General features: G+C 63.7%; 22 protein-coding genes. 12 read left to right on the top strand and 10 right to left on the bottom strand.

The genetic code is table 11. The features are described 5' to 3' along the window. Positions 1–21: 21 nt before the first annotated feature. The 8 genes from AC4D2M_RS12910 to AC4D2M_RS12875 form a co-directional block, all read right to left on the bottom strand. Positions 22–1,380 (bottom strand): ABC transporter substrate-binding protein, encoded by a 1,359-nt coding sequence (locus AC4D2M_RS12910; RefSeq protein WP_490892291.1) that lies wholly within the window; start codon positions 1,378–1,380, stop codon positions 22–24. A gap of 133 nt (positions 1,381–1,513) precedes the next feature. After that, entirely contained in the window at positions 1,514–2,620 is a 1,107-nt protein-coding gene (locus tag AC4D2M_RS12905; RefSeq protein WP_490892290.1) for a Gfo/Idh/MocA family protein, read from the bottom strand. Continuing rightward, complete coding sequence (locus AC4D2M_RS12900; protein ID WP_490892289.1) at positions 2,605–3,300, bottom strand: ThuA domain-containing protein; 696 nt, start codon at positions 3,298–3,300, stop codon at positions 2,605–2,607. Before AC4D2M_RS12900 ends, AC4D2M_RS12905 begins: the two co-directional genes overlap by 16 nt. A 24-nt stretch (positions 3,301–3,324) precedes the next feature. Then, a complete protein-coding gene (locus tag AC4D2M_RS12895) occupies positions 3,325–4,329 on the bottom strand; it encodes a sugar phosphate isomerase/epimerase family protein (protein ID WP_490892288.1) in 1,005 nt (334 codons plus the stop codon). A 17-nt stretch (positions 4,330–4,346) separates the two neighbouring features. Then, positions 4,347–5,531: a Gfo/Idh/MocA family protein gene (locus tag AC4D2M_RS12890; protein ID WP_490892287.1), complete on the bottom strand. Its 1,185-nt coding sequence runs from the start codon at positions 5,529–5,531 to the stop codon at positions 4,347–4,349. A gap of 25 nt (positions 5,532–5,556) precedes the next feature. Further along, positions 5,557–6,453: a carbohydrate ABC transporter permease gene (locus AC4D2M_RS12885; RefSeq protein WP_490892286.1), complete on the bottom strand. Its 897-nt coding sequence runs from the start codon at positions 6,451–6,453 to the stop codon at positions 5,557–5,559. Continuing rightward, positions 6,453–7,370, bottom strand: coding sequence for a carbohydrate ABC transporter permease (locus AC4D2M_RS12880; protein WP_490892285.1), 918 nt, complete (start codon positions 7,368–7,370; stop codon positions 6,453–6,455). The genes AC4D2M_RS12885 and AC4D2M_RS12880 overlap by 1 nt, the downstream gene beginning before the upstream one ends. Beyond that, positions 7,371–8,690: an ABC transporter substrate-binding protein gene (locus tag AC4D2M_RS12875; RefSeq protein WP_490892284.1), complete on the bottom strand. Its 1,320-nt coding sequence runs from the start codon at positions 8,688–8,690 to the stop codon at positions 7,371–7,373. Between the two features lie 190 nt (positions 8,691–8,880). Here AC4D2M_RS12875 and AC4D2M_RS12870 point away from each other — a divergent pair, with 190 nt between their 5' ends. From AC4D2M_RS12870 to AC4D2M_RS12840, 7 genes are all read left to right on the top strand, one after another. Further along, positions 8,881–9,903, top strand: coding sequence for a LacI family DNA-binding transcriptional regulator (locus AC4D2M_RS12870; protein WP_490892283.1), 1,023 nt, complete (start codon positions 8,881–8,883; stop codon positions 9,901–9,903). Between the two features lie 83 nt (positions 9,904–9,986). Further along, on the top strand, positions 9,987–10,982 hold the full coding sequence (locus tag AC4D2M_RS12865; protein ID WP_490892282.1) for a sugar phosphate isomerase/epimerase family protein: 996 nt from the start codon (positions 9,987–9,989) through the stop codon (positions 10,980–10,982). Between the two features lie 58 nt (positions 10,983–11,040). After that, complete coding sequence (dhaL, locus tag AC4D2M_RS12860) at positions 11,041–12,780, top strand: dihydroxyacetone kinase subunit DhaL (RefSeq protein ID WP_490892281.1); 1,740 nt, start codon at positions 11,041–11,043, stop codon at positions 12,778–12,780. Then, positions 12,773–13,240 carry a ribose-5-phosphate isomerase gene (locus AC4D2M_RS12855; protein WP_490892280.1) on the top strand — a complete coding sequence of 156 codons (468 nt, stop codon included), beginning with the start codon at positions 12,773–12,775 and terminating at the stop codon, positions 13,238–13,240. The genes dhaL and AC4D2M_RS12855 overlap by 8 nt, the downstream gene beginning before the upstream one ends. 4 nt (positions 13,241–13,244) lie before the next feature. Next, a complete protein-coding gene (locus AC4D2M_RS12850; RefSeq protein WP_490892279.1) occupies positions 13,245–14,195 on the top strand; it encodes a 3-hydroxyacyl-CoA dehydrogenase family protein in 951 nt (316 codons plus the stop codon). A 95-nt stretch (positions 14,196–14,290) separates the two neighbouring features. After that, positions 14,291–15,574, top strand: a complete 1,284-nt coding sequence (locus tag AC4D2M_RS12845; RefSeq protein WP_490892278.1) for a multidrug effflux MFS transporter — start codon at positions 14,291–14,293, stop codon at positions 15,572–15,574. Between the two features lie 31 nt (positions 15,575–15,605). Then, on the top strand, positions 15,606–15,962 hold the full coding sequence (locus AC4D2M_RS12840; protein ID WP_490892277.1) for a hypothetical protein: 357 nt from the start codon (positions 15,606–15,608) through the stop codon (positions 15,960–15,962). A 19-nt stretch (positions 15,963–15,981) separates the two neighbouring features. Here AC4D2M_RS12840 and AC4D2M_RS12835 read toward each other — a convergent pair whose 3' ends face one another. Further along, complete coding sequence (locus tag AC4D2M_RS12835) at positions 15,982–17,466, bottom strand: PucR family transcriptional regulator (protein WP_490892276.1); 1,485 nt, start codon at positions 17,464–17,466, stop codon at positions 15,982–15,984. Between the two features lie 95 nt (positions 17,467–17,561). On the opposite strand from AC4D2M_RS12835, the gene pxpA reads away from it, so the two are divergent. From pxpA to AC4D2M_RS12810, 5 genes are read left to right on the top strand one after another with little or no spacing between them, the layout of a single operon-like run. Next, positions 17,562–18,323, top strand: a complete 762-nt coding sequence (pxpA, locus tag AC4D2M_RS12830; RefSeq protein ID WP_490892275.1) for a 5-oxoprolinase subunit PxpA — start codon at positions 17,562–17,564, stop codon at positions 18,321–18,323. A gap of 44 nt (positions 18,324–18,367) precedes the next feature. Continuing rightward, entirely contained in the window at positions 18,368–18,607 is a 240-nt protein-coding gene (locus AC4D2M_RS12825; protein ID WP_490892274.1) for an acetyl-CoA carboxylase, read from the top strand. Beyond that, positions 18,604–19,962 (top strand): acetyl-CoA carboxylase biotin carboxylase subunit, encoded by a 1,359-nt coding sequence (locus tag AC4D2M_RS12820; protein WP_490892273.1) that lies wholly within the window; start codon positions 18,604–18,606, stop codon positions 19,960–19,962. Before AC4D2M_RS12825 ends, AC4D2M_RS12820 begins: the two co-directional genes overlap by 4 nt. Beyond that, positions 19,959–20,861, top strand: a complete 903-nt coding sequence (locus AC4D2M_RS12815) for a 5-oxoprolinase subunit B family protein (RefSeq protein WP_490892272.1) — start codon at positions 19,959–19,961, stop codon at positions 20,859–20,861. Before AC4D2M_RS12820 ends, AC4D2M_RS12815 begins: the two co-directional genes overlap by 4 nt. Further along, positions 20,851–21,831, top strand: coding sequence for a 5-oxoprolinase subunit C family protein (locus AC4D2M_RS12810; RefSeq protein ID WP_490892271.1), 981 nt, complete (start codon positions 20,851–20,853; stop codon positions 21,829–21,831). The genes AC4D2M_RS12815 and AC4D2M_RS12810 overlap by 11 nt, the downstream gene beginning before the upstream one ends. Positions 21,832–21,840: 9 nt before the next feature. Here the strand turns inward: AC4D2M_RS12810 and AC4D2M_RS12805 are convergent, their stop codons facing one another. Beyond that, on the bottom strand, positions 21,841–22,923 hold the full coding sequence (locus tag AC4D2M_RS12805; RefSeq protein WP_490892270.1) for a LacI family DNA-binding transcriptional regulator: 1,083 nt from the start codon (positions 22,921–22,923) through the stop codon (positions 21,841–21,843). Positions 22,924–22,995: the final 72 nt, after the last annotated feature.

Raw genomic sequence — 22,995 nt, 5'->3', positions numbered from 1 at the left:
CCCCACCCGCACAGGCCTGACTCATTTCAGGGTGAAACCCTGTTCTGTGGCATAGGTCTCAAGCGACGTCTGGAGCTCATCCGCGGCTTCAGATGCCGACATGTTGCCTGCAATCGCCTCGGACAGCAGACGCTGTGACTCGTCGTAGTAGTACTGCGAGAACGGCGAGAACGTCACACCCTCATAAGCGAGAGCAGCCGGTCCGAAGACCTCCTTGTTGATCTGCTGGCCGCCATAGAATTCGTACGGGCGGTCCTGGAAGTAGTCGGATTCGATCATCTCGGGATAGGCCAGGAAGAGCCCACCCACCTCGACCCCGAGTTCCTTGTTCTCCTGGGGAACATAGAGCTCGGCAGCGACCTTCGTGGCAAGTGCCGGATCATCAGCTTGAGCTGTGACGGCCAGCGTGCTGCCGCCCCAGTTCACCTGCGTGGGGTCGGCACCTTCCCACTGCGGAATCGGAGCGGCACGCCACTCGGCATCCGCCTCGGCACCTTCGAAAGCGGGGATGTGGATGTTGTACCAGACCGGGTAGATAGCGGTCGCATACCGGCCGCCGCCGAGAGCGGTATTGAACTCGGAGGTCCACGCCTGATCGGTACCTACAAGGTCGCGATCAACCAGATCGAGCCAGTAGTCAAAGACTTTCTTGCTTGCCTCGTCATTGTGGTTAATGCTGATTTCGGTCGGATTGCCGTTGTCGAACTCAAACGGTGCGGCGCCGGCCTGGTCGAGGAGAGCGTAATGCTGGCCCTGCCCATTGGGTGCGAAGTTGCCGATCAGAGTCTCTCCGCCGGTAGCCTCGCTCAGCTGCTCGGCCGCTGCAGCGTACTCCTCCCAGGTGGTCGGAATCGCAATGCCGTGCTCCTCGAAAATGTCCGCCCGGTACCACATTCCGACCGGACCGAGGTCGACCGGCACGGCGTAGACGCCTTCGCCGCTCGAGACGTCGCGCCAGGCCCCTTCGGTGAAGTTGTCCTTGTACTCCTCAATCCCATGCTCGGTCATGTCGACCAGGCCGCCCTGGATGAGGAAGCTGTTCAGCCAGTCGTACTCGATCTGAACGATGTCGGGAGCCCCTGACTTGGACTGGAGCGAGGTCGAAAGCTTGGTGTACGCATCGGCGCCCTGACCGGCGTTCGTCCAGCAGATCTGTACGTCGTCATGGCTCTCGTTGAAATTGTCGACGGTCTGCGCAGTGTCCTCGAACCAGGCCCAGTACGTGACAACCGGAACGTCCTGCACCTTTATCTCGTTAGTGCAGTTGGTTTTGCTCGCTCCGGCGCCGCCTCCGCCACCGTTGTTATTGGTACAGCCGATCAGTGTTACGGCAAGTGCCGCAGACATCCCCGCTCCAAGCAGGGCTCTTCTCTTACTCATTGTGTTGCTGGTCCTTTCGCGGTGCAAAGACACCGTTGTCGGCGGCATGTGTGCCGCAGTTGCTGCGAGAGACATGTGCTTCTTCTGACGCGTTCATCCTCCTAGCCCGGGTCGGAAAAAATTTGCCAAGCCTCTACGCCACCGGCTGCGGCACCTCCGCCAGCGGCACTGCAGCAGGCCGATCCGCACGGCTCTTGAGGGGCACCGATGTACCGGTAGCCGCGGAGTTCAGCAGCGACTCCATAACGTCGAGCACGTGGTAGGCAAGGTTGCCGTTGGCGCGGTGCTGCTCCCCCTCAGGGGTCTCCGCCATGTCCCCGAGCCCGTACCCGCGACCCGAGTCCCGGTAGCCCGCGCTGACCGGCAGCACCTTGAAACCGGCGTCGCGCTCGGCAAGCGTGCATATCTCCACATCACCGTCGAAGTAGTTGGGGTCAGGGACAATAAGGCTCGCTGTCTCGCCGTGAATCTCGATATTGGGCGACCGGGTCTGCACGGCATCGAAGCTCATCACCAGGGTCGAAATTGCACCCGACTCATGCACCAGCACGCCAGTCACATGGGTGTCAGTGGTAACGGGAACAGATTCCCCAGCCCGTGGCCCGGAACCGATCGTCCGTGACGTGCGGGTATGGCTCGCCGCCCCGATCACCGAGGAAACCGGCCCCAGAAGCGTGACGAGCGCCGTCACGTAATACGGACCCATATCGAGCAGCGGACCACCGCCGGGAAGGTAATAGAAGTCCGGATTGGGATGCCAGCGCTCGTGGCCGGGCGTGACCATGGTGGCCGTCGCCGAAATCGGAGCACCGATCAGCCCGTCATCAATCGCCTTGCGTGCCGTCTGGATACCGGTGCCCAGCACCGTGTCCGGCGCACAACCGACCCTGACGCCGGCCGCCTCTGCAGCGTCGAGCACCTCCCTCGCCTCCTCGGTGGTCGCGGCGAGCGGCTTCTCCCCGTAGACGTGCTTCCCGGCGTCGATCGCCCGCAGCGCCACCTCGGCGTGCGCAGCGGGAATGGTCAGGTTGAGGACGGCGTCCACGTCGTCGGCGTCCAACAACTCATCGACGCTCACCGCCCGCACACCGGGCTGTGAGTCGGCGACCGTCTGTGCCCTCGCAGGATCAAGATCGGCAACCGCGACCAGGTTCAAGGAATCCATCTGCGGGAATGTCTCCAGGTACTTCGCAACGATGGCTCCGCAGCCAACGATGCCGATGTTCAACGGCTTGCCCACAGCATGCCCCTTTCGATGATGGTGCGTACGTTCGGGTCGTCGAGGATTTCCACCCGGTGGCCGGGGGTGCTGACGAAGATGCGGCCTTTGCCCCACTGACGGGTCCAGATCGCAGGAGAGGTGACCGGGCGGTTCCAGGGGTCCCACTCGCGCACTGCCTGCGTGGTGGTGGCGAGGACGTCGATGTAGTCGTCCGCGAGCACCCAATACTGCTCGGTGACCAGGTCGAAGTCCCCGATCCCCTGGGTGATGGGATGGTCCGCCGCGGCGGGCAGCATGTTGACCCGGTACGGCACGTAGTTGTCGGATTGCTCGCCGATGCACTCGTCCGGATGCTTGCCCGGATGGCAGGCGAACTGGCCGCCGATCAGGTGCAGGTAGTCGGACTCGTTCCGGTAGGAGTCGGCGATGCCGCCGTGCCACCCGGCCATCCCCGTTCCGGCTTCGATCGCCGCGCGCAGCCCGCGGAACTCGTCCTTCTCGATCGTGTTCATCGTGTTGCACTGAACAATCAGGTCCACGGTGGCCATGTACTCGGGATCGGCGTAGATCTTGGGGGATTCCTCGACGCGGACGTCGTAACCGCTTTCGCGGAGGAACGGAATGAAGCGCTCGGTGGCTTCCACGGGCTGGTGGCCGTCCCACCCGCCGCGGACTATCAGGGCGTTCTTGTTTGTCATGTCACGTCTTTCTTTTGGTAGGGGTCAGCGCCCGGTCGAGAATGCGGCGTCGAAGGCGGCGGCGGAAGGGGCTATCTCGCCCAGTTGGCGAACCAGCGCGAGTGCTTGCGGTGCTCCGACGAGCCGGTCCATGCCTGCGTCCTCCCACTCGACGCTGACCGGCCCGCTGTAGCCGATGGAGTTGAGCATCCGGAAAATCGGCTCCCACTGCACGTCGCCGTGTCCGGCGGTGACGAAGTCCCAGCCCCGCCGTGGATCACCCCACGGCAGATGCGACCCCAGCCTGCCGTTGCGCCCGTTCAGTTGGCGCACGGATTCCTTCACATGTACATGGAAGATGGAGTCGGCGAAGTCCTCCAGGAACATCACCGGGTCAAGGTCCTGCCAGATGAAGTGTGAAGGATCGAAGTTCAGCCCGAAGTTCTTCCGGCCGGCCATGACGTCCAGGGTCCGCCTGGCGCTCCAGTAGTCGTAGGCGATCTCCGACGGATGCACTTCCAGCGCAAACCGCACGCCGGCGTCGTCGAACGCGTCCATGATCGGATCCCAACGGTCCGCGAAGTCCTCGTAGCCGTCGTTGATCATCGAATTCGGCACGGGCGGGAACATGGCCACGCACTTCCAGATCGAGGAGCCGGTAAAGCCCGTTACCGTGCCGGCACCGAGCCGCGCGGCCGCGTGGGCAGTGGCCTTCATGACTTCGGCAGCACGACGGCGGACCCCCTCCGGCTCGCCGTCTCCCCACACCCGATCGGGGAGGATACCGCGGTGGCGTTCGTCGATCGGGTCATCGCACACGGCCTGCCCGGTCAGATGGTTTGCAATCGCATGGACCTGCAGGTTGTTCCGCTCGAGGATGTCGAGGCGGTCGCGGAGGTAGGCGTCGTCCTCGAGGACGCGCTCCGGATCGAGGTGGTCGCCCCAGCAGGCGATTTCCAACCCGTCGAAGCCCCACTGGCCCGCGAGCCGCGCGACCTCCTCGAACGGCAGGTCCGCCCACTGGCCGGTGAACAGGGTTACTGGACGCATTCGGTTCTCCCTTTCTGTCATGACTCGATCCGCTGCCAGCGCGATTCATTGGTGGCGCTCTGCTCCACCGCGGCCAGCACCCGCTGCACCTGCAGTGCCTCAGCGAACGACGGCGACGGCTGGGTTCCGTCCGCGAGTGCAGTCACGAGGTCCACCACCTGGTGCGTGAACCCGTGCTCATAGCCGAGGCCGTGGCCCACCGGCCACCAGTTGCCCGTGTACGGGTGGTCCGGTTCGCCGACCTGGATGCGGCGGAAGCCAGAGGTGCGGCTGTCATTGCTGCCGTCGTAGTACTCCAGAACGTTCATGTCCTCGAAGTCGAACGCGATCGAGCCCTCGGATCCGTTGACCTCCAGCCGGATGGCGTTCTTACGCCCCAGCGCGAACCGTGTGGCTTCGAAGACGCCGATGCCGCCGCCGTCGAACCGCGCGGTGAAGGCGGCGGCGTCGTCGACCGTCACCGGTCCGCGCTCCCCCGAAGCGTCACCGCGCCCGCCGAGACCCGCCAGGTCGCCCCCGACGGGGCGCTCGGTCACGAATGTCTCCATCAGAGCCGAGACGCCGCTGATCTGCTTACCGGTTACCCACTGGGCCGCGTCGATGATGTGCGCCCCGATGTCACCCAGGGAGCCTGATCCGGCCTTCTCCTTGTCCATCCGCCACGTCAGCGGGGTGAGCTCGTCTGAGAGCCAGTCCTGCAGGTACTGCGCGCGGACATGGCGGATGGTACCGATGCGCCCCTCCTGCACCAGTTCCCGTGCCAGGGTCAGCGCCGGCGTGCGGCGGTAGCTGTACCCGCACATGGACAGGATGCCGCGGTGCGAGCCCGCCTCGGCGGCGGCCGCCATCCGCTCGGCTTCTTCCACCGAGTTGGCCAGTGGCTTCTCACACAGGACGTGCTTCCCGGCCTCGAGCGCGGCGATCGCGATCTCGGCGTGGGTGTCCCCGGGAGTGCAGATGTCGATCAGGTCGACGTCGTCGCGCTGGATCACTTCCCGCCAGTCGGTGGCGGTCTCGTTCCAGCCCATGCGTGAGGCAGCGCTGGCGGCGGCGTCGGCGTTGCGACCCACCAGGACTGAAAGTTCAGGCTGCAGCGGCAGGTCAAAGAACCGCGGAGCCGTGCGCCAGGCGTGTGAGTGGGCGGCGCCCATGAACGCGTAGCCCACCATGCCCACCCGGAGTGGAGGGGTATTGGAAGTCATGAAAGTCCTTCGTTTGCTCGATCATTCACTTGCTGAAGCCCGCTGTGAGCCCGCTGACCAACTGTTTCCGCGCCACCGCGTAGAGCACCAGCAGCGGCAGGGTTGCCAGCATGACGGCGGCAAGCACCGCCGGGATGTTGATCGTGTACTCGCCCTGGAACGCCCAGAGTGACAGCGGCAGCACGCGCTTGTCCGGACTCTGGGTCAGGATCAGCGGGAACAGGAAGCCGTTCCAGACGTGCAGGGCGTTGTAGATTCCGACGGTCACCACGGCCGGGCGGGTCAGCGGAAGTGCGAGACGCCACATCATGCTGAACTCGGAGCAGCCGTCGAGCCTCATGGACTCGAACAGTTCCTTGGGCACGTTACGCAGAAAGTTCGAGAGAATCAGGACCGAAATCGGGATGGCGAACGCGATCGAGGGCAGGATCAAGGCCAGCAGGGTGTCATAGAGCCGGGCACGGGTGATCATGTAGTAGATCGGAATGATCGTCGCGTGCAGCGGAATCGCCAGCCCCATCAGGAAGAGCGTGTTGGTCCAGGTGATGAACCGGCCCTGCCCCCGCACGATCGCGTAAGCGGCCATGAAGGAGATAACGAGCGCCGGCAGCACAGTGCCCACCGTGACAATCGTCGAATTCACGAAGTACTGGGTGAAGCCCTGCTCCAGGACGAACGCGTAGTTGGCGAGCGTCGGATCCATCGGCGGAGCAAGCGGGTTGCTGCCGAAGAAGCCGGCCTGGTTCTTCAGGCTGGTGATCACCACGTAGTAGATCGGCAGGATGATGACCGCGAGCCAGATCCAGCCGCCCAGACCGCCGAGGATGTTGGGGCGGTGGCCGGAGCGCCAGCGTCGTCGTTGCTGGCCTGCTGAGCCGTGGCGTTTGGTTGTTGCCTGCGGTGTTTCCGTTGTGACTGCCATCAGGCACCTTCCAACTGGCTTGCAGAGCGGTTCCGGCCGCCGAAGCTCTGAACGAGAATCGCAAGGCCTAGCCCGACGACGACGAGGATGACTCCCAGCGCGCTGGCCGCACCCATGTCATTGGCCTGGAAACCGGTGAGGTACATGTGCAGGGGCAGCAGGCGGGTTGCGTAACCCGGACCGCCGGCCGTCAACACGAAGATGAGGTCGAAGTAGGCCAGCGACCCGACCACCATCAGTGTGGAGGATGTGATCATGGTGTACTTCAGCTGCGGCAGGGTGATGTGGAAGAACTGCTGGATCCGGCCGGCGCCGTCAATCTGTGCCGCCTCGTAGAAGCTGGCCGGGATCTGCCGCACACCGCCCTGGTAGATAAGGGTGTGGAACGGCACGAACTGCCAGGCGATCACGAAGACGACGACGAAGAGCACCAGATCCGGATTGCCCAGCCAGTCCTGGGCGAGAATCGGAAGACCCAGGCCCGGGCCCATCCCGAAATTCGGGTCCAGCAGCGCCTTGTAGGCGATCGCTACGGCCGCCGAGGAGAGCAGCAGCGGAACGAAGTAGATCACGGCAAGCAGTGCACGGTAGCGCTGGGTGCCGGCAGTGAAGACTCCAAGCAGCAGGCTGATCGGAATCTGCACAATCAGGGAGAAGAACATGATCTTCACCGTTACCCAGATGGCGTTCATGGTGACCGGGCTGGTCAGGGCCGTGACCCAGCTGTCGAGACCGGTGAGGGTGATGTCGCCGAGACCATTCCAGCTGGTGAAGCTGAGGAAAACCACACCGATCAGGGGGATTATGGCGAAGATCAAAAAGAACACGAGGGCCGGGACGGCGAACCAGCCCAGGGAGGCCGCGCTGCGGCCTCCCCGCGCTGGTGACGCGGACCGGGTTTCGGTCTGCAGAGCCATTTACTGCTCCAAGGTCCCGTTCATCGTCTCCGCGAACTGCTCGGGAGTAATTTCACCGAGGAAGATACGGTCCAGGTTGGCGAGCATCGCGCTGCCCTGCTCAGGGCTGAGCGCCTGGTCCCAGGAGAGCTGGAAGTTCGGTGCGCCCGTCGCCATGCCGTAGAGCTGCGTGAGGAAGTCCTTGTCTTCGGACTCTGCAAGCAGGTCCTCCGCGCCGACCGTCGGCGGGATGGCGCCGGACTCGACGAGGTTCTGCGTGTACTCCTCGTTGTAGACGCCGTCCTTGAGGTACTCCAGGGCGGCTGCCTTCTGCTCCTCCGTAGCGGTCTCGGAGACCGACAGGAAGTTGCTCGGGTTGCCGACAATATTTTCCGGATCGCCCTTACCGCCCTCTACAGCCGGAAAGGTGCTGTAGCCCAGGTTTCCGGAGGAGACGAACTCCGGGGCATCGTTCTTCATCGTCTGGTAGACCCAGCCACCCTGAAGCAGCATGGCTGCCTTGCCGGTGTACATCAGAGCGGCGTCAGCACCGCCGTCGGCCGCTACGGAAGAGAAGCCGTTGACGAAGCCACCGGCGTCGACCAGCTCCTGAATCATGCTGAGGGCCTCGATAACCGCGGGATCAGACCAGGCTTCCTCTTCGCCGTCCAGGATTGCCTGGAAGACCTCCGGTCCGCCGACCCGGTCCACCAGGTAGGAGAACCACATCAGGTTGGGCCACTTGGACTGGCCGCCAAGGGAGAAGGGTGCGATGCCGGCCTCGTTGAACTTCGGCACGAGGTCCATCAGCTCATCCCAGGTCTGGGGCGGCTCCGCCCCGATCTGCTCGAAGACTTCCTTGTTGTAATACAGCACCACAGGCTGCATGCCGGTGTAGGGAAGGGCGTAGGTGGTGTCATCGATCACGCCGTTCTCCAAAACCGCGGGAATGTAGCGTTCCTTCACCTCGGGGTTCTCCTCGAGGAACTGCGTCAGGTCCATCACATGGCCCTCGTCAACGTAGGACTTCAGCACGCCGCCGCCCCAACCGTGGATGAGAGTAGGGCCTTCTCCGGCGCCGATCGCAGTGCGGACCTTGGTCTTGTAGGCGTCATTGGCGAAGAAATCCAGCTTGATTGCAGCGTCGTTGTGTTCCTCGTTCCACGACTCGATGGAGGGCTCAATGATCGACTCGTTGGCACCGGTCAGCGCCCAGAATGTGGGCGAACCCGTGCTGGCGGTGGTGTCCTGGGGGCCGCTGCTTCCGCAGGCGGACATGGTCAGCGACAGTGTCAGGGCGGAGGCGACGGCGACGATGCCTGACAGTTTGCGGTGCTTCATTCGATAATTCCTTCCTCGGATCCGGGCCCACGCTGGCACCGGTCGATAAGAACCTTCTATGTCCCGCTCTTTCGAAATGTTTCGAAAGATGTTTCGGTTGGTGTAAAGTTATCTGCATCACACCGGAGAGGTCAATGGTCTCGACGAAATAATCCGGTAGCATCTGGACCCACGGAGAAAGAGAGACGGGATGGCAGCTTCCAGCACGGTCAGGTCAAAGGCCACCCTGGCCTCGGTAGCCGAGGTTGCCGGTGTCTCCATCCCCACAGTTTCGAAAGTTCTCAATGGCAGGGATGACGTCGCTGCCGCCACTCGCGACCGTGTGCTTGAGGTGATGCGCAGTCTAAATTACCGCTCTGCAACGCCGCGGCGACGCACCGATTCGGTCATGATCGACGTGGTCGTGGAAAGCGTTAACACCGCCTACTACGCCGAGGTGATGGATGGAATCCTTGAATGCACCAGCGAGAACGGTGCGGAAGTGGTACTCTCCGCCATGTCGCTGGAGGCCGTCAGCGCGGCCCAAAGGGTACAGCGAATGCTCGACGCCGGCCGGCAGGGCCTGCTGCTCGTCACCTCGAAGTGGGGTGGCAGTGATCTGCTCACCTTCCAGGAACGCGGCATCCCCGTAGTCCTGGTGGATCCGCTCAACCCTCCCGGTGCCGACGTCGTCAGCGTGGGTGCAACCAACTGGGCCGGCGGCAAGGCTGCCACAGAGCACCTGCTGGATCTCGGACATCGACGGGTTGCCCACCTTGGCGGACCACCTCGCGCCGAATGCAGTCAGGATCGTCAGCACGGGTACATGGCGGCCCTACTGGGACGCGGACTCGAGGTGCGCCCCGAATACGTCATTCCCGGGGAATTCACCCGGTCCTTCGGCATGGAGGGCTTGAGCCGCCTGCTTGAACTGCCGGAGCCGCCCACCGCGATATTCGCGGCGAACGACACTATTGCGAGCGGAGTGTGGGAAGAGGCACGCCGCCGCGGCCTCGAGTTGCCGGCCCAGCTGAGCATCGTTGGATTTGACGGCACGTCCTTCGCCGAACAGGCCATGCCCCAGCTGACAACGGTGGAGCAGCCACTGAGGGAAATCGGCCGTTCCGCCACCCGGGCACTACTGCGCCAGATCGACGGCCAGGAACCGGACTCATCCCGCATCGAGTTGGCCACCCGGCTGCTCGTCAGGGAATCGACGGCACCCCCGCAGTAGGCACGCGGCGCACTAAACGTGAGCCAGCGCGCCCTTTATCTCGCAAAAAATTATAGGAAATACGATTTACGAGGGAGTGCTTCATGGTTTATACCGCAGATACCTGGCCCATTACCGCCGCACTGCTGCAGTTCCCCCACCACGGAACCGACGGTGTCACTATGCAGGACGCTGAGCCGGCCGTGTGGGAGAACGTCTTCCGGGAGGTGCGGGATGCCGGCTTCAGCAACGTTGACCTCCTCGACAGCTGGATCCGCCCCGGTGATCTTTCGAGCGAGCGCCTCAACGAGCTCAAGCTTGCAGCTGACAATGTCGGCGTCGGAGCGCCCGCCATCTCGGCAATCCGTCGCAGCGTCATCGACGAGCAGAATTGGGAAGACAACCTCGCCTACAGCCATCGCACGCTGGAAGCCGGCGCACAGCTCGACTGCGAAGTTGTTTCCTTCGGGCTGCACCAGGCACTCACCCCTGAGCAGAAGAAACAGCTGTGGTTCTGGACAGTCGATGGTCATAAGGATCCCGAAGATGATCCCGAGCTGTGGCACAAGGCTGTCAAGAGGCTCCGGGAACTCGGCAACCACGCTGCGGACCTGGGGCTCCTGATGTCCCTCGAGACGTACGAGGACACCTACCTCGGCACCGGCGACTCGGCGGTCCGGCTTGTCCAGGAGATTGACCTGCCCAACGTCGGGCTCAACCCCGACCTCGGCAATCTGGTACGCCTCCATCGCCCCATTGAGCCCATTCAGGAGCTCGTTGCCAAGACCATGCCCTACGCCAACTACTGGCATGTGAAGAACTACAGCCGGGATGAGGACCTGGCGCTCGGGCAGTTCGTTACCGTGCCGACTTTGATGGAAACAGGCGTTATCAACTACCGGGAAGCAGTCCGCACGGCGCTCGCCTCCGGCTTCCAGGGCATTATCTGCGCGGAGCACTACGGCGGAGACGGCCTGAGCATCTCGGCCAGCAACCAGGAATACCTGCGGAAGAAGATCCTTCCCAGGACCGAGGACTATGTCCTCGGCACGCCCCTCGTCGCGCAAGGCCGTCAGAAGGCGCGCCAGACCGCACACTGACGCAGCCGGCGAATCAACCGCGGGATTTACCCGCCTTCACGGATTCAATGAGGAAACGATGACACGCATTTTTGACGATCCCGCGTCCTTTGCCAATGATGCCCTCGACGGTTTCGCTGCTGCGAACCGCCGGTACGTGACCCGCGTCGACGGCGGTGTGGTCCGGTCCACCGAGATGGACGAGGGCCAGGTTGCCCTTGTTATCGGCGGCGGTTCCGGCCACTATCCCGCCTTCGCCGGCCTGGTTGGAAAGGGGCTCGCCGCCGGATCAGCCTGCGGCAACATGTTCGCTTCCCCCGCCGCCGGCCAGGTCTACCGCGTTGCGAAGACGGCCAGCAACGGCGGCGGTGTCCTGCTCAGCTACGGCAACTATGCCGGCGATGTGCTGCACTTCGGGCAGGCGGAGCTCCGGCTCAACGCCGAAGGGATAGAAACCAGGACGGTGCTCGTTACCGATGACATCGCGAGCGCACCCATCGACCAACTGGAGAACCGCCGCGGTATTGCCGGGGACCTCACAGTCTTCAAGGTGGCAGGCGCCGCAGCCGAAGCCGGCCTCACCATCGACGACGTGGAGCGGCTTGCCCGGAAGGCCAACTACCGCACGCGTACCCTCGGCGTCGCCTTTGACGGCTGCACCCTGCCCGGTGCCGACCAGCCGCTGTTCTCCGTGGAACCGGGACACATGTCTCTCGGACTGGGCATCCACGGGGAGCCTGGAATCGCTGATCACCCCATGCCCTCTGCATCGGAGCTGGCCGACCTGCTGGTCTCCAAACTCCTCCAGGACAAGCCCGACGACGCCGGCAGTCGCGTTGCTGTGATCGTCAATGGGCTGGGGACGGTGAAGTACGACGAACTGTTCCTTCTCTACGGCCGAATTGAGAAGCTGCTGGTCCAGGCTGGACTCGAGGTCATCGAACCTGAGTGCGGTGAGCTGGTCACCAGCCTGGACATGGCTGGCGTCTCCCTGACGCTGCTGTGGCTCGACGAGGAACTTGAGACCTATTGGTCCGCTCCTGCCGATACTCCAGCGTTCCGCAAGGGCAATGTTGCCGCCCGGGCCCACCGCGACGTACAGCAACTTGCGGCTGAGGCGGAAGCACCTGTCGAGGAGGCAACACCGGCGGCCGCTGCGCTGAGCGCGGGCGCCGTGGCACTGCTTGAAACAGCGCGCGCGGTGGTCATGGAACACGAGGAGGAACTCGGCAAACTGGACGCTGCGGCCGGCGACGGCGACCACGGCATCGGTATGCGCCGGGGAATCGATGCTGCCGCCGATGCTGCGGGGCGGGCGGCCACCGCTTCCGCGGGCGTGGATCACGTCCTCACCGCGGCGGGTGAAGCCTGGTCGGAAAAGGCCGGTGGAACCTCGGGTGCACTGTGGGGTTCCGGCCTCATCGCGCTCGCGCATTCGTTGGGGAACCGGGAAACCTACGGGCCCGACGACGCCCTGGCCGCCGCCTCCGCCTTCAGCACCGCGATCCGCAACCTCGGTAAGGCGGAAGCCGGAGACAAGACCATGGTGGACGGGCTGATTCCCTACGTGGAAACCTTCACGGAGCGCGTCCGCAACGGTGCAACCGTCACGGAAACCCTCATCGCTGCTGCCGGAGTCGCTACCACCGCTGCCGAAGAGACCGCTTCCCTCCGTCCGCGGAAGGGCCGCGCACGGCCGCTCGCCGAGAAGAGCATCGGCCATGCGGATCCGGGCGCCGTGTCCTTTGCCCTGATCGCCGAAGCGTTGGCACGTACTGCCCAGGACCTGACTACTGAACTGGAGCCCACCCATGAGTGAGAAGTTTCGCATCGTGATCGGAAATGACGAAGCAGGAGTCGAATTCAAAACCGCTCTGAAGGTCCTCCTGGAGACGGACGATCGCGTGGAATCCGTGCTCGACGTCGGCGTCGGCAGCGACGACTCCACTGCATACCCGCACATCGCCGTCGACGCCGCCCGCAAAGTGGCGGCAGGCGAGGCGGACCGGGCGCTCCTGATCTGCGGGACCGGCCTCGGAGTCGCGATCGCCGCGAACAAAGTGCCGGGGATCCGTGCGGTCACAGCGCACGACAGCTACTCGGTGGAACGTTCAGTCCTGAGCAACAACGCACAGGTCCTCACCTTCGGCCAGCGGGTCATCGGCCTGGAACTCGCCAAGAAGCTGGTCAATGAATGGTTGACCCACCGTTTCGATGAAAACAGCTCCTCCGCCGCCAAGGTCGAGGCCATCTGCTCCTACGAACCGAAAGAGAACTAAGCGAATGACTCGAAAAGTTGCAATAGTCGGATCAGGTTACATGGGCGGCGGAATCGCCCAGGTTTTGGCGCTCTCCGGGGCCACAGTAGCGCTCTCTGATGTGTCGGCCGAGATCGCTGAAAAGAATCTACACCGCGTGATCGCTGAGGCGCGGGAGTTTGTGGCAGCCGACCTCTTCCCCGAAGGCGCAGCCGAGACAATTGAGAAGAACCTCGCTGCCTCTGCCTCCGTCGAGGAGGCTGTAGCCGGCGCGGATTTCATTGAAGAAGCCGTACCCGAAGTCATCGAAATCAAACACGACATCCTCACACGCATCAGTGCTGCCGCCCGTCCGGACGCCATCATCGGCTCGAACACCTCCACCATCTCCATCGGGGAGATGGCCAAGGCGGTCAAGCACCCGGAGCGCTTCCTCGGCGTGCACTTCTCCAACCCCTCCCCATTCATTCCCGGCGTCGAAATCATTCCGCACGCGGGCACAGATGAAGCGGTGGTCACCGCCGCCCGGGAGATCGTGCACGCTACAGGCAAGGAAACCGCCGTCGTCAAGGACGTCACCGGGTTTGTACTGAACCGCCTGCAGTATGCCCTGTTCCACGAAGCTGCCCAACTTGTGGAGGAAGGCGTGGCAACACCTGACGACATTGACACACTAGTGCGCACAACCTTCGGTTTCCGGCTCCCGATCTTCGGGCCGTTCGCCATCGCCGATATGGCCGGACTGGACGTCTACAACTTCTGTTACAAATCCCTGCAGACGGACTACCCGGAGCGGTTTGCCACTCCGAAAATCCTTACGGACCTGGTGGATGCCGGGAAGCTGGGTACCAAGACCGGTGCGGGATTCCTCGACGTCCCTGCAGAGCGAACTCCGGAGCTCATTGCCTACCGCAACAAGGCCTACGTCCTAATGCAGAAGCTGATCGACGACCTCGGCCCCGCTCCGCTGCGCTGAAGCGCGGGTGCCGAATGCCCCGTGCCCGCCCCTACCAAACACAGCACTAGGGCGTAGGATAGCTGGGAAAGCGCTCTCCCGACGGAAGGTACTCCGTGAAACAGTCGCAGCCCTCACGGGCGATCGCGGAGTCCAATAGCTCACCGGCAGGCTCGCGCCCCCGCGTCCTACTCCTCGTGGCCGCCCTCGCAATGCTGCAGGCGATCTGGCCTCTGACCATGGACCTGTATCTTCCCGCCTTTCCGGCAATACGGCGGGAGTTCGATGCCCCTGAGTCGGCGGTACAGCTGACCCTGACCGCCGCCTTCATCGGCATGGGCGTCGGCCAGCTGACATCAGGCCCGGTGTCCGACGCCGTCGGACGCGCCCGGCCCCTGACTGTGATGATCGTCGTTTACTGCGTCGCGACCACGTCGTGCGCCTTGGCACCGTCGATGGGATGGCTCATAGCAAGCCGCGCGTTCCAGGGCATGGGCTCAGCGGCATGCGCCGTCATCGCCCTTGCCATCGTTCGGGACCTTTACTCCGGCAAGAAGTTGCTCGTCATCCTCGCGCGCCTGGCAATCGCGTCGGGAGTGTTCGTCGTCGCATCGCCCGCACTGGGTGCCCAGCTGCTCCAGATCGTCGGATGGCGCGGACTCTTCTGGGTTCTGCTGGGATACGGTCTGGTGCTGCTGTGCGTGGCGGGTGTAATCCTGCTGCGCAACGAAACCAATCCCCTGGAGCGCCGGCTGCAGCGAAAGGGCGTCCGGGTAATTGACAACTACCGCACCCTCCTCGCGGATGGGCGATTCCGCTCCGTTGCGCTGGCCGGCGGGCTGCTCTTCTCCGCCATGATGTCCTTCATGGCGGGGAGTGCCTTCCTGCTTCAGGAGGTCTACGGCCTGACCCCCACCGGTTACGCCCTGTTTTTCGGCGGGCAGGGTGCGCTCATGGTGACCGGCGCGCAGGTAGGTGGTCTTATTGCCCGGCGCACGTCTCCTGTGCTGGTGCTTCACATCGGCGCCGTTGCCCTCGTTGTCGCCGCGACCGTGACGCTGTTGAGCGTCAGCCTCACCCCACAGTTCGGCGTCTGGGGCCTGATGGCACCGATTATGGGATTCACGACGTCGTTCGGGCTCTTGAATCCGGCGCTGCAGGCGACGGCACTTGAGCACCATGGCCTCCGCGCAGGTACCGCTGCGTCCCTACTCGGTGCAGCAAACATGACCGGTGCCGCGGTTATCGCGCCGGTGACCGGTGCATTCGGGCTCTCCTCTCCGGTGCCCACCGCCGTCGTGATGCTCTGCTGCGCAGTCGGAGCGGCCGTACTTCTGCTCACAGGAGTTCGGAGCACGCAGTCGGCGCCCTCGCAAATGCGCGCCGACACGAGCGCATAACCGTGAGCTTCCGTCCGTTTAGGCTGGTTCCATGGAATTTCTGCGTAACCTGCTTCTCGTCCTCCACTTCGTCGGTCTCGCCGCCATCCTCGGAGGCGTCATCGCACAAATCCGTAGCATGCGCACCGGCCGCGCCGTCGTTACCCCGGGCATCATGCACGGCAGCTGGCTGCAACTGATCACAGGACTCGGACTGGTTGGTGTCATTGAAGCCGGTGACCTCGCGGAAGTCGACAACATCAAAATCGGCGTCAAGCTCCTGGTGATGATCGCCGTCGTCGTACTGGCCTTCACCAACCGGAAGAAGGACGCTGTGGCGTCCGGGATTCTCGGGGCGATCGGTGGTCTCACGCTGCTCAACATCATCATCGCCGTGTTCTGGCAGTAAGGGTCAGGTAAGCGCCCACCTACGCTTCAAGGATCCGGAGGGCCATCAAGCAGGTGGCCTGGCCCTCCAACGTGTTCAGGGGAAGGTTCAGCAGCCGCTCAAGCTTTGCGAGCCGCTGGCCGAGCGTATTGCGGTGGATGAACAGGCTGGCACAGGCGCGTGATGGCTGACAGTCATGCGCCAGGTACGCCCGGAGCGTGTGCATAAGGTGGCCGGCATGCTCCTGGTCATAGGCAATCACGGGACTGAGCAGCTTCTGGGCACTTGTCCGGGCGCCCCGCGTGACGCTGGAAGCGACAAGCGCGCCGATCGTGAGCTCCGGAGCCAGCGTGGGCTGCTTTACGGTGTGCACCAGCTCACCCGCCTGGTACACGCCCAGCCGGAATTCGTCCACGCTGCTGCACGGACCCTTCAGCGCCAACGGTTGGCGCGGCATCTCCTCCTGCAGGCGGCGAAACAAAGAAAGCACGACGTCGGCCGTAGCCTCAACACCCCACACCGGACCCTGAGCGAAGGCATACAGAACGCCTGATCTCACTACCAGTCGCATCTCACCGAACAACTCCTGAAGGATGAGTCGCAGCCGCCACGCGTGAGACAGATTGGCATGGCCCGCGGCCGCCGTAATCACGTAGGTGTCGGCCGCCGGATCCAAGCCGGTAGCGCTGAAGCCTCGGCTGAACTCCTCCAGCGCCACCCCGTTCCAGTCAGGAACCATGTCGAGCAGCCGCTCAAGCTCCTGCTCCTTGTGCGACGCCGCGCTCAGGGCCGCCTGCAACTGCACTGCGACAATGGAAGCCGTCGGGCCCAGCAAAGTTGCGACCGGATGCTCCGCGGAACTGCCGCGGGCCACCAAATGGAACGAGTCCCCACCGCCCATCGGCAGTGGAACCACTCCTTCACGTCGGCCGGCCGCCACCCCTTCAAGGTCGGAATGCGTCCAGGCGGCATTCTCGGGACAACTGGCAATTACGGCCCCGCTGACATCGAAGATTGCCAACTCCGCCCCGGTCTCCTCCGCCAACGCACTGAGAATCTCACCGAGGCTTGCCCCTGACGACGCCAGCCCCGCACACATCTCCGCCAATTCCCACGAACGAGTGGTGGATGCGAAGTATTCGATCTGGAGCACATTGGTGACATGGCGGTGCACCTGCAGGAACGGCACGACCCGCGGTATCTCCAGCAACGGCAGTTCCTGCCGCGAGGCCGCCCGCACCAGCCCCGGCGGCACCAGTCTGTGCGCCGTCCCGGTACCGAAGGCGATAGCGGACACCCCCGCCTTCACCAGCCGTTCCACGTAGGCCGCCCACGTACGGTCATCCTCCACATTGAGGCCGATGCCGTTCGTCAACAGCAGCACGTTAGGACTGAGGAACGGAGTGGGATCCATGATCTCTGTGGGGGCGCACCAGCTGATCTCCTGCGCCAGCCGCTGCGCGCTCGACGGCGTGTGCAGACGCAGCTGCAAGGAGTCGGCAGCAAGGAGGTCGGCGATGATCACAGGACTGGCCGGATAGGCATCTGCACATTTTACGCCGGATGTAACGGCTGGTTGCCTACTATATTGCGCGGGCCCGCAACCCTAGGCTGAACCGCATGACTGAAACTGTGAGCGGGACCACGCCGACTTCACTGACGATCAACTCCGATATGGGCGAGTCTTTGGGCCTCCATACCTTCGGGAACGACGAGAACCTGATGGGAATCGTCGACGTCGCCAACCTCGCCTGCGGCTTCCACTCGGGCGACCCGGATGCGATGGCAGCAACCGTGGCATCGGCTCAGGAACACGGTGTCCGGGTCGGTGCGCACCCCGGCCTGCCTGACATCGTCGGCTTCGGCCGCAGGGAAATGAAGCTGACGCCGGCGGAAGTGGAGAACCTTCTGCTGTATCAGGTTGGAGCGCTCAGCGCGTTCCTCCGGAGTGCCGGCCTGGAACTGAACCACATCAAACCCCACGGCTCGCTGTACGGCATGTTGGCTCGTGACGCGTCGCTGATGGAAGCAGCCGCGAAGGTCGCCGCGCTCTATGAGGTTCCGTTCTACGGCCTGGCCGGCACCGAGCACCAGAAAGTCTGCGAGGGCGCCGGGGTGCAGTTTGTCGGTGAGCTGTATGTGGACCTGAACTATGGCCCGCACGGCGAACTGCTCATCCAGCGACGGCCCGAACCCACCGATCCAGCAGCGGCAGCCGAACGGGTGCGGCGCGTATTGGCGGACGGAAAGGTAGCGGCCTCCGACGGCACGCTCCTGAACATCGAATTCCAGAGCATCTGCGTCCACTCCGACGCTCCGAATTCGGTAGCCGTAGCCGAAGCCGTCCGCGAGGCTCTCTCCGGCACCGGCAGCACCAACTGACCAAACCGACCGCAGCAACCCAGCCCTGTCCAGAAAGGACAACCATGCCTGACATCGTTTCTCCCCTGCCGGGAATCTTCTATCGCAAGCCCGGCCCCGACAAGGAGCCCTACGCCGAGGAAGGCCAGCGCATCGAAGCTGGTCAGACCATCGGCGTCGTCGAAATCATGAAACAGTTCTCCGAAATCCGCAGCGATGTCTCGGGAACCCTGGAAAAGTTCTTCGTCGAGGACGCCGGGACCGTGAACCCCGGCGCTGTGATCGCCACGGTCGCCTCCGAATGATGCAAAAGATACTGGTAGCAAACCGCGGGGAGATTGCGGTTCGGATCATCCGTTCCGCACGAAGTCTCGGCATCCAGAGCGTCCTGGCAGCCAGTGAGGCCGACGCGGAGTCGTACGCGGCCAAGCTCGCCGACGAAGTGCGCATCGTCGGTCCCGCCCCCGCCAGCAAGAGCTACCTCGATACCTCCGCAGTGCTGCGCGCCGCTACGGAAAGCGGGTGCGATGCAGTGCACCCCGGCTACGGCTTCCTGTCCGAAAACGCTTCCTTCGCCCAATCTGTGACGGAAAGCGGGCTGACCTGGATCGGGCCTCCTGCCTCAGCGATTGAGCTCATGGGCAACAAAGCCAGGGCCCGGCAGGCGGCGAAGCAGGCAGGAGTGCCCACGCTTCGCGGCAGCGACGGCCCTGTGACAGAGGGCCCGGATGTGCTCGCCATAGCCGCGGAAGTCGGCTACCCACTGGTGGTCAAAGCCTCGTCAGGCGGCGGCGGACGCGGAATCCGGCTGGTCACGGAAGATCGGGACCTGGAATCGACCATCAGCATCGCCCGCGCAGAGGCACAGGCAGCATTCGGTGATCCGGCGGTGTATCTCGAACAGTTCGTCCCGCGGGCACGCCATGTGGAAGTGCAGGTGCTCGGCGATGGACAGCGCGTCATTCACATCGGCGACCGCGACTGTTCACTGCAGCGACGGCAACAGAAAATCGTCGAGGAGGCCCCTGCCCCCGGGCTGCCCGACCATGTGCGCACGACGATCCACCAGTCATCCATTGAGCTGGCCCTGGAGTGTGGTTACGAGGGCCTGGGCACTATCGAGTTTCTCTACGACCCGGATGCCGAGCAGGCAGCGTTCATCGAAATGAACACCCGTCTGCAGGTTGAGCACCCGGTCACAGAAATGATCACCGGCCTGGACCTGGTCCGTGAACAGATTCTCGTGGCCCGGGACAAGTCCCTCCGCCTGCAGCAGGAAGACATCCGGTTCAACGGCCACGCCTTCGAGTTCCGCATCAACGCGGAGGATCCCGACAACGGGTTCATGCCGAGCCCTGGGACGCTCCAGCGCCTTGACTGGCCCGGAGGGCCGGGCATTCGCGTCGATTCCGGGGTGGTGTCCGGCTCCGTCGTCGCGCCGTTCTATGACTCCCTGCTAGCCAAGCTCATTGTGTGGGACAGCAGCCGTGACGAAGTAATCGCCCGCTCAACCAATGCGCTGCACGAAGTGCACATAGAGGGAGTAAAAACGACGTTGCCGTTACTGAAGGCCCTGCTGGCACGCGACGAGGTCATTTCCGCCCAGCACCATTCGAAGTTCATCGAGTCCACGCCCGAGTTGTCAGGAGCGCTCACATGACAAGTGCCCCATCCGTCCCGCCGACAGCCCGCTACACGTGGGGAGGCGATGAGTTCCTTTTCGTAGAGATCGCCGAGGGGATGAGCCTGGCAGCGAACTTCAAGGCCACTGCCATGGCTGCCTTACTGGGAGAGGAGGACATCGCCGGTATCACCGACATCTGTCCCGCCAACGCATCACTCCTCATCCGGTTCGACCCCGACATCATCCTCCCCTCCGATCTGGAGGCAGCCGTCCGGAAGCTGGAGGACAAGGTTGTCCATGCCTCCTCGCGGGTCCTGGAAACGCGCGTCATTGAGGTCCCCGTCTGGTACGACGACCCCTACACCAATGAAACGGGCGCCAGGTTCCGCAAAGGTCATCAACGACCCGAGGGGACTGACCTCGAATTCGCCGCCGAGGAAAACAATCTGGAGTCTGCGGCCGAATTCATCCGCCGGCACCACGAGTCCGCGTGGCTCGTGTCCATGGTCGGGTTTGTCGCAGGCCTTCCGTTCATGTTCCAGATCGTCCCGCAGGACCAGCAACTGGAGGTCCCCAAATACCTCAGTCCCCGCACCGATACTCCGGCACTCACCGTGGGACACGGAGGATGCTTCGCGTGCATCTACTCTGTCCGCGGAGCCGGCGGCTACCAGATGTTCGGCATCGCAGCCGCACCGATATTTGATCCGGCCCAGCGGCTCGAAGACTTCAGCGATTTCATGATCTTCTTCCGCCCGGGAGACATCGTGAAGTTCCGCCCGATCGATGAAACGGAGTATCGGGAGATTCAGTCCCAGGTGGAAGCGGGCACCTTCCGCTACCGCCAGGCGCCGGTGACGTTCGATCTGGAGCGTGCGCTGGACAATCCGGCACAGTACAACAAGGACATCATGGAGCAGCTCAATGGCGTTTAACATCCTCGAACCGGGCCTGGCAACGACCGTGCAGGACAGGGGACGACCCGGGTATTACCATGTTGGAATCCCGCAGGGCGGCGCTATGGACCAGCTGTCCGGCGAGATGGCGAACTCGCTGGTGGGCAACACCGGGACGGAAGCAGTGCTTGAGTGCACCTACATCGGACCGAAGCTGGTGACTGAGGGGGACGCCGTCGTCGCTGTAACCGGCGCACCGGTGGAGGTTCGCGTCAACGACGCCGTCCAGGAACAGTGGACAAGGCTGCAGCTCAGCGCTGGTGATGTTCTTTCCTTCGGCATGCTGGCCGGCGGAACCAGATACTACATCGCGGTTCAGGGCGGAATAGACGTCCCCTCCGTGCTTGGCAGCCGCTCAACGTACACGCTCGGAGCCATGGGCGGATTCAAGGGCAGGGCGCTGCAGGCCGGGGATACTGTCCCGGTCGGTGCACAGCACACTCCGCTGGATGAAATAGCCTCGTCCGCTCGGATCGAGGAGGAACAGCGGCCCAGCTTCGAACGGAACGTCACAGTGCGGGTACTTCCCGGTCTGTACGACCACCGGCTGACGGAGGAGGGCCTGTCCACGCTCCTCACTGCGGAATGGACCCTCACCCCGGTCGCGGACCGGATGGGACTGCGCTACGCCGGTCCGGAACTCACGTGGATACCCCGCCAGCAACCTTTCGGCGCAGGGTCAGATCCGTCCAACATCGTCGACGCCGGCTATGCCGTGGGATCCATCCAGATCCCTGGCGGCAAGGAGCCAATCATCCTGCACAGGGACGCGGTCTCCGGGGGCGGCTATGCGATGGTGGCCACCGTGATCAGCGCGGACATGGACCTGCTGGCCAGAAGCGCACCGGGCACGACGACGGCCTTCCAGTCGGTCACGATGGATGAGGCACTGGCTGCGCGCCGTGAGATGAACGCCCGCCGGGCGAAGATCTGGGAGTGGGCACAGTGAGCAGCCGGCCTACAGACGTGCGGGCACCGCCGTCGTCGTCGGTGTGGTTCCTGCGGCGCTGACCACCTGGGCGCTGCTCTCGCGGACCACCAGTTCGGGGCGCAGGGCGGCGGACTCAGGCGATTCGTGATGCAGCACGCGAAGCAGCATGTCGACAGCCTTTCGTCCGATGTCCATCATGGGCGAGCGGACGGATGAGAGCGGGATGGGCAGCCGGGCTGCCAACGAAGTGTCGTTGAAACCAACGACGGCGATATCCCGGCCGACAACCAGCCCCGCCGCCCGCAGCGCTCCCATAGCGCCGATCGCGGCGAAGTCATTGACGGCGAAAATTGCCGTCGGGATTGGCCCTGAATCGCTGGTGATTTTTTCCGCGGCAGCCTGGCCACCCTCGGTGTCGAAGCGGGACCAGACGACGGCGTTTTCGGGCAGTGTTCCGCCCAGCTCCTCCCACCGCGACCGGAAGCCACCGGTCCGGTCAATCGCGGTGCTGGCGTAGGGCTCACCGGCGATGACGGCGACCCTGCGATGGCCCTGCTCCCACAGGTGATCTGCGACGAGGACGCCGCCGCGGAAGTCGTCGCAGGTGGACGAAGGGTATCCGGGATGCCTGCGGTTCATCAGCACGAAAGGCACGCCGCGTGTGGAGAGATCATGCATCAGTTGACTGTCCGCGTGCACGTCGCCGAGGATCAGCCCGTCCACGCGCCTCGCCAGCAGGATCTCTGCCTTCCGCCGCTGTTCATCCTGATTGTCGTGGGAGTTGGTGACGAAGGTCGAGTAGTTGTTGGCGGCTGCAGTTTCCTCGACGCCCTCGTACATCGTGGCGAGGACAAGGTCCGAGAGCCGAGGCACGATGACACCGATTGCGCGGGTTTTCCTGGTCCGCAGGCTGGCTGCCTGAGGATCCGGAGAGTAACCCCGCTGACGCGCCAGATCACGGATCTTCTCTGCCGTACCTGCGGATGCGGCTCGACGGGCTACCTCATCGGAGGAATGAAGCACCCGCGACACTGTGGACAAGTGCAAACCAAGCTCGTCCGCCAGATCCCGCAGGGTGACCGCCGACTGGCTCCGTCTGTCCTGATCCATCTCACCGCTCCCTATCGACTGGGAGTACCCAATCACGGAAACAGGAAAATAATCCACTTTTCCTTGACGTGG

It is taken from the genome of Arthrobacter sp. TJ-270 (genome assembly GCF_058269075.1).
The sequence above is the reverse complement of the archived record's forward strand: the minus strand, read 5'-3'. Positions and strand labels throughout refer to the sequence as shown.

Excerpts from the sequence above, each read along its gene's own strand:
- AC4D2M_RS12840 (WP_490892277.1), top strand. The coding sequence starts at position 15,606 with ATGGAATTTCTGCGTAACCTGCTTCTCGTCCTCCACTTCGTCGGTCTC.
- AC4D2M_RS12895 (WP_490892288.1), bottom strand. The coding sequence starts at position 4,329 with ATGCGTCCAGTAACCCTGTTCACCGGCCAGTGGGCGGACCTGCCGTTC.
- AC4D2M_RS12885 (WP_490892286.1), bottom strand. The coding sequence starts at position 6,453 with ATGGCAGTCACAACGGAAACACCGCAGGCAACAACCAAACGCCACGGC.
- AC4D2M_RS12810 (WP_490892271.1), top strand. The coding sequence starts at position 20,851 with ATGGCGTTTAACATCCTCGAACCGGGCCTGGCAACGACCGTGCAGGAC.
- AC4D2M_RS12805 (WP_490892270.1), bottom strand. The coding sequence starts at position 22,923 with ATGGATCAGGACAGACGGAGCCAGTCGGCGGTCACCCTGCGGGATCTG.
- pxpA (WP_490892275.1), top strand. The coding sequence starts at position 17,562 with ATGACTGAAACTGTGAGCGGGACCACGCCGACTTCACTGACGATCAAC.
- AC4D2M_RS12855 (WP_490892280.1), top strand. The coding sequence starts at position 12,773 with ATGAGTGAGAAGTTTCGCATCGTGATCGGAAATGACGAAGCAGGAGTC.
- AC4D2M_RS12850 (WP_490892279.1), top strand. The coding sequence starts at position 13,245 with ATGACTCGAAAAGTTGCAATAGTCGGATCAGGTTACATGGGCGGCGGA.
- AC4D2M_RS12870 (WP_490892283.1), top strand. The coding sequence starts at position 8,881 with ATGGCAGCTTCCAGCACGGTCAGGTCAAAGGCCACCCTGGCCTCGGTA.
- AC4D2M_RS12910 (WP_490892291.1), bottom strand. The coding sequence starts at position 1,380 with ATGAGTAAGAGAAGAGCCCTGCTTGGAGCGGGGATGTCTGCGGCACTT.
- AC4D2M_RS12825 (WP_490892274.1), top strand. The coding sequence starts at position 18,368 with ATGCCTGACATCGTTTCTCCCCTGCCGGGAATCTTCTATCGCAAGCCC.
- AC4D2M_RS12820 (WP_490892273.1), top strand. The coding sequence starts at position 18,604 with ATGATGCAAAAGATACTGGTAGCAAACCGCGGGGAGATTGCGGTTCGG.
- AC4D2M_RS12815 (WP_490892272.1), top strand. The coding sequence starts at position 19,959 with ATGACAAGTGCCCCATCCGTCCCGCCGACAGCCCGCTACACGTGGGGA.
- AC4D2M_RS12875 (WP_490892284.1), bottom strand. The coding sequence starts at position 8,690 with ATGAAGCACCGCAAACTGTCAGGCATCGTCGCCGTCGCCTCCGCCCTG.
- dhaL (WP_490892281.1), top strand. The coding sequence starts at position 11,041 with ATGACACGCATTTTTGACGATCCCGCGTCCTTTGCCAATGATGCCCTC.
- AC4D2M_RS12900 (WP_490892289.1), bottom strand. The coding sequence starts at position 3,300 with ATGACAAACAAGAACGCCCTGATAGTCCGCGGCGGGTGGGACGGCCAC.
- AC4D2M_RS12865 (WP_490892282.1), top strand. The coding sequence starts at position 9,987 with ATGGTTTATACCGCAGATACCTGGCCCATTACCGCCGCACTGCTGCAG.
- AC4D2M_RS12880 (WP_490892285.1), bottom strand. The coding sequence starts at position 7,370 with ATGGCTCTGCAGACCGAAACCCGGTCCGCGTCACCAGCGCGGGGAGGC.
- AC4D2M_RS12890 (WP_490892287.1), bottom strand. The coding sequence starts at position 5,531 with ATGACTTCCAATACCCCTCCACTCCGGGTGGGCATGGTGGGCTACGCG.